A 7197-nucleotide genomic window follows, 5' to 3' on the forward strand; every position below is an offset into this window, starting at 1 on the left:
GTTTAGAGCTGGAGGAGTGCTGAATGAAGGATTGGCAGATGATTAAGCCTCATGGCGGAAGCTTAATTAATCGTATAGTAGGGCATACGGATAGAGAACAGCTGCTCCAGGAAGCAGATAGCATGCAGCCTATACTAGTAGATGCATGGACGATATCGGACATTGAGCTAATTGGAATTGGCGCCTTTTCTCCTCTAGAGGGCTTCATGACAGAAACGGATTATCAATCCGTTGTGGAGCGGATGCGGCTTAGTGACGGTACGATATGGAGCATTCCTATCACATTAAGTGTAGATCCTCAAATCGTACCATTTATAGAAATCGGTGATCGGGTTGCGCTTAGAGGACGGGAAGATTCGATTGTATATGCCGTCCTCACCGTTGAGAGTATTTATGAGGTGAATCAGGAGGAAGAAGCACTTCAAGTTTTTCGAACTAACGATCTGGCTCATCCTGGTGTTGCAAAGCTTAAGTCGAAATCTCCATTTCGTATTGGTGGTCCAGTACAAGTGTTGAATCGGATAACGAACGATTCTTTCCAGGCTTATCGTTATGATCCACAAGAGACTAGAGCGATATTTGAGAGTAAAGGCTGGCGAACGGTTGTCGGGTTTCAAACTCGCAATCCCGTACATCGAGCGCATGAATATATTCAAAAAACAGCAATGGAAATCGTTGATGGCTTATTCCTGAATCCACTGGTAGGGGAAACAAAGTCGGATGATATTGCGGCAGATGTCAGAATGCATTCCTATGAGGTGCTGCTCGATCGATACTATCCGCAGGATCGTGTATTTTTAGGTGTTTTTCCCGCGGCTATGCGATATGCAGGGCCAAGAGAAGCCATATTTCATGCCATTGTTCGTAAAAATTACGGATGTACGCATTTTATCGTTGGGCGCGATCATGCAGGTGTTGGCGATTATTATGGGACTTATGAAGCGCAGGAGATCTTTCATCAGTTTACACAAGAGGAGCTTGGCATTTCACCGCTGTTCTTCGAGCATAGTTTCTATTGCAATAAGTGCGGGAACATGGCTTCAAGCAAAACCTGTCCGCATCCACAAACTGATCACGTACATTTATCAGGAACCAAAGTAAGGCAAATGTTAAAGGAAGGCATCATGCCGCCTGTCCAATTTACACGTCCAGAAGTAGCCGGAATCTTAATCGAAGGCGTGAAACAACAACTGGACCGTACAGTGATTATCTAACAAGTCATAAATAGCCGCCTTGTCCCATATAGATGGAAAGAAGATCTAGTGGAGATGAAGGTGGTTTTGTTATGAAAAAAATGAGAAAAAGTATCGTAGTCTTCCTATCCCCGATGGGATTGTTAAAACTTGCGCTATCAATGGGCCTTGTGGCACTCATTATATTTATTTATACGAATCAATTACCAGCAACGAAGACTTGGAGTGATTGGACAACCCCTATGTCAGGCAGAGTTATAACACTTGATGCGGGTCATGGCGGACCAGATGGAGGAGCCTCCAGTAAAAGTGGTGTGATTGAAAAAGAGGTTAACCTCGCAATCACGATGTATTTGCGAGATTATCTCCAACAAGCAGGAGCTGTTGTCTATATGACACGTGAAGATGATACGGATCTTGCTGCACCTGAGACAACCAAATTGCGGGAACGCAAACGAGAAGATTTGAAAGCACGTGCTGATTTGATCGCTGATAAAAAAACGGATTTATTTGTATCGATTCATATGAATGCTATGCCATCTGGCAAATGGAGCGGGGCACAGACGTTCTATTATCCGAATCACCCTGATAATTATACGCTGGCAGGATTAATTCAAAGTGAGATCAAGCGGAATTTAGGCAATACGGACCGTGTAGTTAAGCAGATGACAACCACTTATTTGCTGAAAGAGCTCAAGATGCCAAGTGCCCTTGTAGAGGTAGGTTTTTTATCGAATCCGCAGGAAGCAGCACTGCTTAAGGATGCTAAATATCAGAAGAAGGTCGCTGCATCCATCTATCAAGGTATTCTGCGTTATCTATCAGGTGAGAAGCTGCCCACTCCAGCTCGAAATCAGAAAGATTAGAAGGTTCATAAGGTTGCCATTCGTTAGATGAAATTTTGTGATATAATAAAGGCTGTGAATAACGGTAGTTATGGGGTGCTAAATATGTTAACAAGAGAACAAGTATTAGAAGCGTTACACAGTCTGCTTGACCCTGAATTTAAGAAGTCAGTTACCGAACTGAATTTAATTAAGGACATCATGATTAAGGAAGATAGCGTATCCCTTACATTCATCTTCACCAAAGACGATGAAGGATATCAGAATAATGTGAAGCATGCGATTACTAATATGCTTGGGGACAAGGGTATATCCAACGTACATATTCGTTTCCGCGCAATTACAGAGCATGAGAGAGAGCAAGCTGCTGCGGTAGCTAATCCAGCGCCAACGGCAGAGAAGAAGGCGAATGGGATGGCATTGCTATCACCTGAATCTAATGTTAAATTCATCGCAGTTGCATCCGGCAAAGGCGGCGTAGGTAAGTCAACAGTTACCGTGAATCTGGCTGTTGCACTTGCACGTTTAGGTAAGCGCGTCGGAATCATTGATGCGGATATCTATGGTTTTAGTATTCCTGACATGATGGGAATCGAAGATCGCCCTGTTATCGTGGATAATGCGATTGAACCGATTGAACGTCATGGTGTTAAAGTCATTTCCATGGGCTTCTTTGTGCAGGATAACTCTCCAGTTATTTGGCGTGGACCTATGCTTGGCAAAATGCTTCGCAATTTCTTCAGTGAAGTAAATTGGGGTGAGCTTGACTATATGCTGCTTGACCTTCCTCCAGGAACAGGTGATGTAGCGCTCGATGTACACGCTATGCTGCCTGAGTCCAAAGAAGTGATCGTTACGACGCCGCATGCTACAGCAGCATTTGTTGCAGCTAGAGCAGGTGCAATGGCTCGTGCAACGAACCATGATATTCTTGGAATTGTTGAAAACATGTCGTACTACGAGTGCCGTAAATGCGGTGAAAGAGAGTACTTGTACGGACGTGGCGGCGGCGGTAAGCTTGCTGAAGAACTGCAAACAGAGCTTCTTGCACAAATGCCGCTTGGCGCACCAGACAATCATGTATCTGAGCCTGATTTCTCGCCTTCCGTATATAAGGAATCGCATCCAACAGGCCAAATGTACTTAGAGCTAGCTCGTAAAGTAATTAGTAAAACGGAATAATTGATTTTTATAAATGAAAAGCAAACAACTCGGTGTTTCCGAAGCTGTTTGCTTTTTTGTACTTTTTAACTAAGAATTAGGAACCACCCTGGCCGCCGCCTTGTCCCTCTTGTCCACTGTCTTGTTGACCTCCATCTGAACTGCCACCCTGTTCGCCTTCTTTACCTTGCCCCTTATTTTGCTGTTGTTTTTTCTCAGGCTCTTGCAAATGTTCTTCAACAGCTTTTTTCAGTAAAGTAATCAACTCTGCTTTAAATAGCGGATTCTGCATCGTATCCTGTACAATCATCTTCATCTGCTGACGAGATTTCGTTGATTTGAGCGAATCCATTAGAATAGATTCGAATTCCTGATTTTTCATTATACTTAATAATTCTTTTTGATAGTCGGGATCTTTCATCAAATCAAGATACATTTGTTTCGTTTCCTTTTGGATCGCTTTGGCGAAATCGCCAGCAAATTTCGGATCTTTCATCATGCTTTGCAAAAATTTGCCGTTCTGGGGGTCCGTTAATACTTCCTTGACGGTCATTTTGAGCTCCTGCTTATCGGACGTACTCAGGGACTTCATTTTCCCTTTGCCGCCGCCACTACTTCCACCACTGCTCCCGCCGCTTTTTCCGCCAGATTTGTCTTCGCCTCCGCCTTCCTCTTTACCTGTTTCCTCACTTTCACCATTTATTGCAGACTCAATGGCTTTCTTTCCGTCATCGGATTTGAGGATATCGAGTACCATCGTTTTCTGGTCTTTATAATTGTTTCCGCCGCTTGATTGCTCTTGACCGCAGGAAGTTAGAAATACAAGTGCAATGACAGACGATAGGAAAATGACGACTGATCTCGTTGATGTGTTCATGTTCCAGCCCCTTTGCATTATGATGCTTATGTTTTATTATTCGACACATTTACTTGGTTTATGTCTTGGCTTTTTGGCAACCAAGTTGCTACAATTATTCTATATTTCAGTTTTTGGGGGAGAAGTAACATGACATTGAAAAAATGGTTCTATTTAAGCTGGACCTCATTTGCTTTTGGCATAGCAGCTACGCTTATTCTGGGTTTGATTATGTTTTTTACAAATCCGAATTACCAAAATTCTGGTCTTGGTGAAGTTGGATTTAATTTAATAACCTTAACTATTGCAGGGGCGACGGCTTCGGTATTAAGCCAGATGGGTTTCTTCGGGTATTTGATTCTCAAGTGGATTGCAATCAGTGTGTTCCGCAGTAAAGTCATTTGGGACTATCTACAGTTTATTTTGTCCATCGTAGCAATTGGCGACCTTATTTACTTGAGATATGTCAATTATGGTGTGGGAAGCGGGATTGGAAATTACATCGTTCTTCCGTTGTTTATTCTAGTAGTAGCAATTGCCGTATCTTATTATAAAATGAAGCTAACGAATCGCAGTGCCTTTATTCCTACATTTTTTGTGATGACTGCTGTTACGATACTTGAAGCAGTACCTATTTTTAGAGAAAATAACATTGATTCACTGGTCGTCGTACTCATTCCCTTAATGATATGTAATGCATGGCAATTGCTGATCCTACATAAAGTAATCGGTAATAAGTAAATCCTAACGCAAATACCATCTCAATTAGCCTAAGCTTACTGAGATGGTATTTGTCCTATATAAGAGGTTAAAAAACGGGCCGGCTCATGGAATCCTGAACTTCTTTGTTCTTAACATCAGTCTGATTTAGCATTTCGGATACCGTTACGAATTCATAGCCTTTGGCTCTTAGCTCATCGATAATGACCGGAAGTGCTTCATGGGTTTGAAGGCAAGTATCACTTGCGTGCAATAGAACAATGTCGCCTGGGTGGGCTTTCGATACGACGCGGTTAATGATCTTATCTGTACCTGGATTCATCCAGTCTTGGGAATCTGTGTCCCACTGAATGACGGAATACCCTAGTTCGCCCGCGATTTGCAATACTCTTTTGTCAAAATCGCCATTAGGCATCCGAATTAATTTTGGACCACTGCCTGTTATATCAGTCAGGATAGTATGTGCTGCAGAAATTTGCTTGCGTATTTCATCATCATTAAGCGAACTATAGTTCACATGCTTATGACCGTGGCTGCCGATTTCATAACCACCTTTTTTGATCCGATCTACGATATCTGTATGTGACTTGCTCCAAGGGGAGGAAAGGAAGAAAGTAGCTTTCTTAACCCCTTTATCTTCAAGAATTTTGAGGATGGGCTCAGCCCGCTTGTCCCCCCAAGAAATATCAAAGGTCAGAGCAATCAGCTTCTTGTCCGTTTTGACGCTATAGATAGCTTTTGGTTGCTGATCTCCCGTAAATACAGAGATATTCTGCTGTTCTGAATATACAATTCCCGCTGCAAAAATAATCGCCATCGCGATAAATAAGATCCGCTTTAACTTTTTACCGTTAATGACATAAAAATAATTCACGTTCGTGTACCTCCTTAGGGGACTATAATGGGCTTGTTCTAATTCATTTACTTCCAAATGTATGCTCGTACAAGCAAGATATGCTAATCTTGTGTATAGGGAAAAAGAAGTTGTAGGGAGAGTGAAGGGATATGAGCTTGAAAGCTTTGTTTCGCCATTTTAGGGAAATGAAGATTTATTTCTTAGTGGTAATCGTCTTATTCATACTTGGTGTCGTACTAGGAACACTTCACTGGAATCAGGCGCTGCTGGATCAACAACTAAAGGCAATCAGCGAAATTGCAAACTCAGTAGACGGTAAGGATTCCATTGAACTGTCGCTATTCTGGGTTATTCTCAAAAATAATGTAGTTGCGATGCTGGTAATGGTCGTTAGCGGGATTTTGTTTGCAGTCTTTCCTATATTCAGCATTTTTACAAACGGATTGCTGCTTGGTTATGTAGGGGAACAAGCTGTTCAAAGTACAGGATTGGTACAGCTGGCAAAAGGGATTATTCCTCATGGGGTATTGGAAATTCCAGCGCTCATTATCGCATGTGCTTATGGGCTTAGACTTGGCGTACTTGCCGTTCAAGCGATAATTTCGCTTTTCTCCGAAACAAGGAGGCAGTCATTTGGAATAGAAGCACCTCGTTTGATGAAGCTGATGGTTCCATTAACAGGATTCCTGATCGGATTATTGCTTGTTGCTGCGCTTATCGAGAGTACGATTTCCTTTTGGCTTGTTCAGGGATAAGGTTTGATAAAAATTTTGGGTTAAATATCATAAAAATTGCCAAAGATGAGCATAACAGTAAAATGAATAACCTTTGCGATATTAGAGAAAGGGGATCTTCAGAAGTTATGCTCGGATTCTTATTTAATGAACGGGAATGTAGGGAACTGGACTATGTTCTGCGCAAAGAACTGGATGAAATGCTATTTGATTTGAACGATAAAGTTATTGAACAGGATCTTAAAGGTGCAATTGAGGCAAGGTATAAGGTTATATTCCGAATGTATGCAAGATTGGCATCCCCTAAGGAAATATCCAGATATGCTCGCAACCGTGTTTATCATTAGTGAATTTAGATAAAAAGATAGCTTAACTATTCTTGCTAAAGAGTAGTTAAGCTGTTTTTTTTGCAATACAAATTTCAGTAATATTTTACCATGCATAAAAGTGTTGACGAATGATTACTTAATATGATAAATTATTTTTCGCCCCACTAAACGGGCAGCACAATAAATCAGGTACATCAAGGCTTGCGAGTGAGAGTAAGAAAAAAGATTAAAAAAACACTTGCAATTGAGTAGCCTGATGTGGTATATTAATAAAGTCGCCGCTGAGAAACATGGCAGCGAAAAATGATAGAAATTGTCCTTTGAAAACTGAACAACGAGTGAAGAAATAAATGAGATTATTAATCTCAACAACGTCGAGAGAGTAGCGCTTCGGTGCTTATGATCGAGACAAGCTAGCAAGAAATTTTGAGCAAATCAGCTCACCTTTAATGGAGAGTTTGATCCTGGCTCAGGACGAACGCTGGCGGCGTGCCTAATACATG

8 protein-coding genes are annotated in these 7197 nt (G+C 41.7%); 6 read left to right on the forward strand and 2 right to left on the reverse strand.

Going from position 1 to position 7197, the window contains the following annotated elements:
* Window positions 1-23 precede the first annotated feature (23 nt).
* From sat to E0485_RS24920, 3 genes are all read left to right on the forward strand, one after another.
* Window positions 24-1214 carry a sulfate adenylyltransferase gene (gene sat, locus E0485_RS24910; RefSeq protein WP_132420796.1) on the forward strand — a complete coding sequence of 397 codons (1191 nt, stop codon included), beginning with the start codon at window positions 24-26 and terminating at the stop codon, window positions 1212-1214.
* 71 nt (window positions 1215-1285) lie between these two features.
* Window positions 1286-2059 carry an N-acetylmuramoyl-L-alanine amidase CwlD gene (gene cwlD / locus E0485_RS24915; protein WP_132420798.1) on the forward strand — a complete coding sequence of 258 codons (774 nt, stop codon included), beginning with the start codon at window positions 1286-1288 and terminating at the stop codon, window positions 2057-2059.
* A gap of 84 nt (window positions 2060-2143) precedes the next feature.
* A complete protein-coding gene (locus tag E0485_RS24920) occupies window positions 2144-3220 on the forward strand; it encodes an Mrp/NBP35 family ATP-binding protein (protein WP_132420800.1) in 1077 nt (358 codons plus the stop codon).
* A gap of 76 nt (window positions 3221-3296) precedes the next feature.
* Here E0485_RS24920 and gerD read toward each other — a convergent pair whose 3' ends face one another.
* Entirely contained in the window at window positions 3297-4076 is a 780-nt protein-coding gene (gerD, locus tag E0485_RS24925) for a spore germination lipoprotein GerD (RefSeq protein ID WP_132420802.1), read from the reverse strand.
* Window positions 4077-4205: 129 nt separating this feature from the next.
* On the opposite strand from gerD, the gene E0485_RS24930 reads away from it, so the two are divergent.
* Window positions 4206-4796, forward strand: a complete 591-nt coding sequence (locus tag E0485_RS24930; RefSeq protein ID WP_165921296.1) for a KinB-signaling pathway activation protein — start codon at window positions 4206-4208, stop codon at window positions 4794-4796.
* A gap of 67 nt (window positions 4797-4863) precedes the next feature.
* Here the strand turns inward: E0485_RS24930 and pdaB are convergent, their stop codons facing one another.
* On the reverse strand, window positions 4864-5649 hold the full coding sequence (gene pdaB / locus E0485_RS24935) for a polysaccharide deacetylase family sporulation protein PdaB (RefSeq protein ID WP_132420806.1): 786 nt from the start codon (window positions 5647-5649) through the stop codon (window positions 4864-4866).
* 131 nt (window positions 5650-5780) lie between these two features.
* On the opposite strand from pdaB, the gene E0485_RS24940 reads away from it, so the two are divergent.
* Both E0485_RS24940 and E0485_RS24945 read left to right on the forward strand, forming a co-directional pair.
* Window positions 5781-6386: a stage II sporulation protein M gene (locus tag E0485_RS24940; RefSeq protein WP_132420808.1), complete on the forward strand. Its 606-nt coding sequence runs from the start codon at window positions 5781-5783 to the stop codon at window positions 6384-6386.
* 107 nt (window positions 6387-6493) lie between these two features.
* Window positions 6494-6712, forward strand: a complete 219-nt coding sequence (locus E0485_RS24945) for a hypothetical protein (protein WP_132420810.1) — start codon at window positions 6494-6496, stop codon at window positions 6710-6712.
* Window positions 6713-7197: the final 485 nt, after the last annotated feature.

Origin of the sequence: Paenibacillus albiflavus, from assembly GCF_004344915.1 — a bacterium.
Lineage (GTDB): Bacteria > Bacillota > Bacilli > Paenibacillales > NBRC-103111 > Paenibacillus_AM > Paenibacillus_AM albiflavus.

Coding starts and splice junctions, on each gene's coding strand:
- sat (WP_132420796.1), top strand. CDS start 24: ATGAAGGATTGGCAGATGATTAAGCCTCATGGCGGAAGCTTAATTAAT.
- cwlD (WP_132420798.1), top strand. CDS start 1,286: ATGAAAAAAATGAGAAAAAGTATCGTAGTCTTCCTATCCCCGATGGGA.
- E0485_RS24920 (WP_132420800.1), top strand. CDS start 2,144: ATGTTAACAAGAGAACAAGTATTAGAAGCGTTACACAGTCTGCTTGAC.
- gerD (WP_132420802.1), bottom strand. CDS start 4,076: ATGAACACATCAACGAGATCAGTCGTCATTTTCCTATCGTCTGTCATT.
- E0485_RS24930 (WP_165921296.1), top strand. CDS start 4,206: ATGACATTGAAAAAATGGTTCTATTTAAGCTGGACCTCATTTGCTTTT.
- E0485_RS24940 (WP_132420808.1), top strand. CDS start 5,781: ATGAGCTTGAAAGCTTTGTTTCGCCATTTTAGGGAAATGAAGATTTAT.
- E0485_RS24945 (WP_132420810.1), top strand. CDS start 6,494: ATGCTCGGATTCTTATTTAATGAACGGGAATGTAGGGAACTGGACTAT.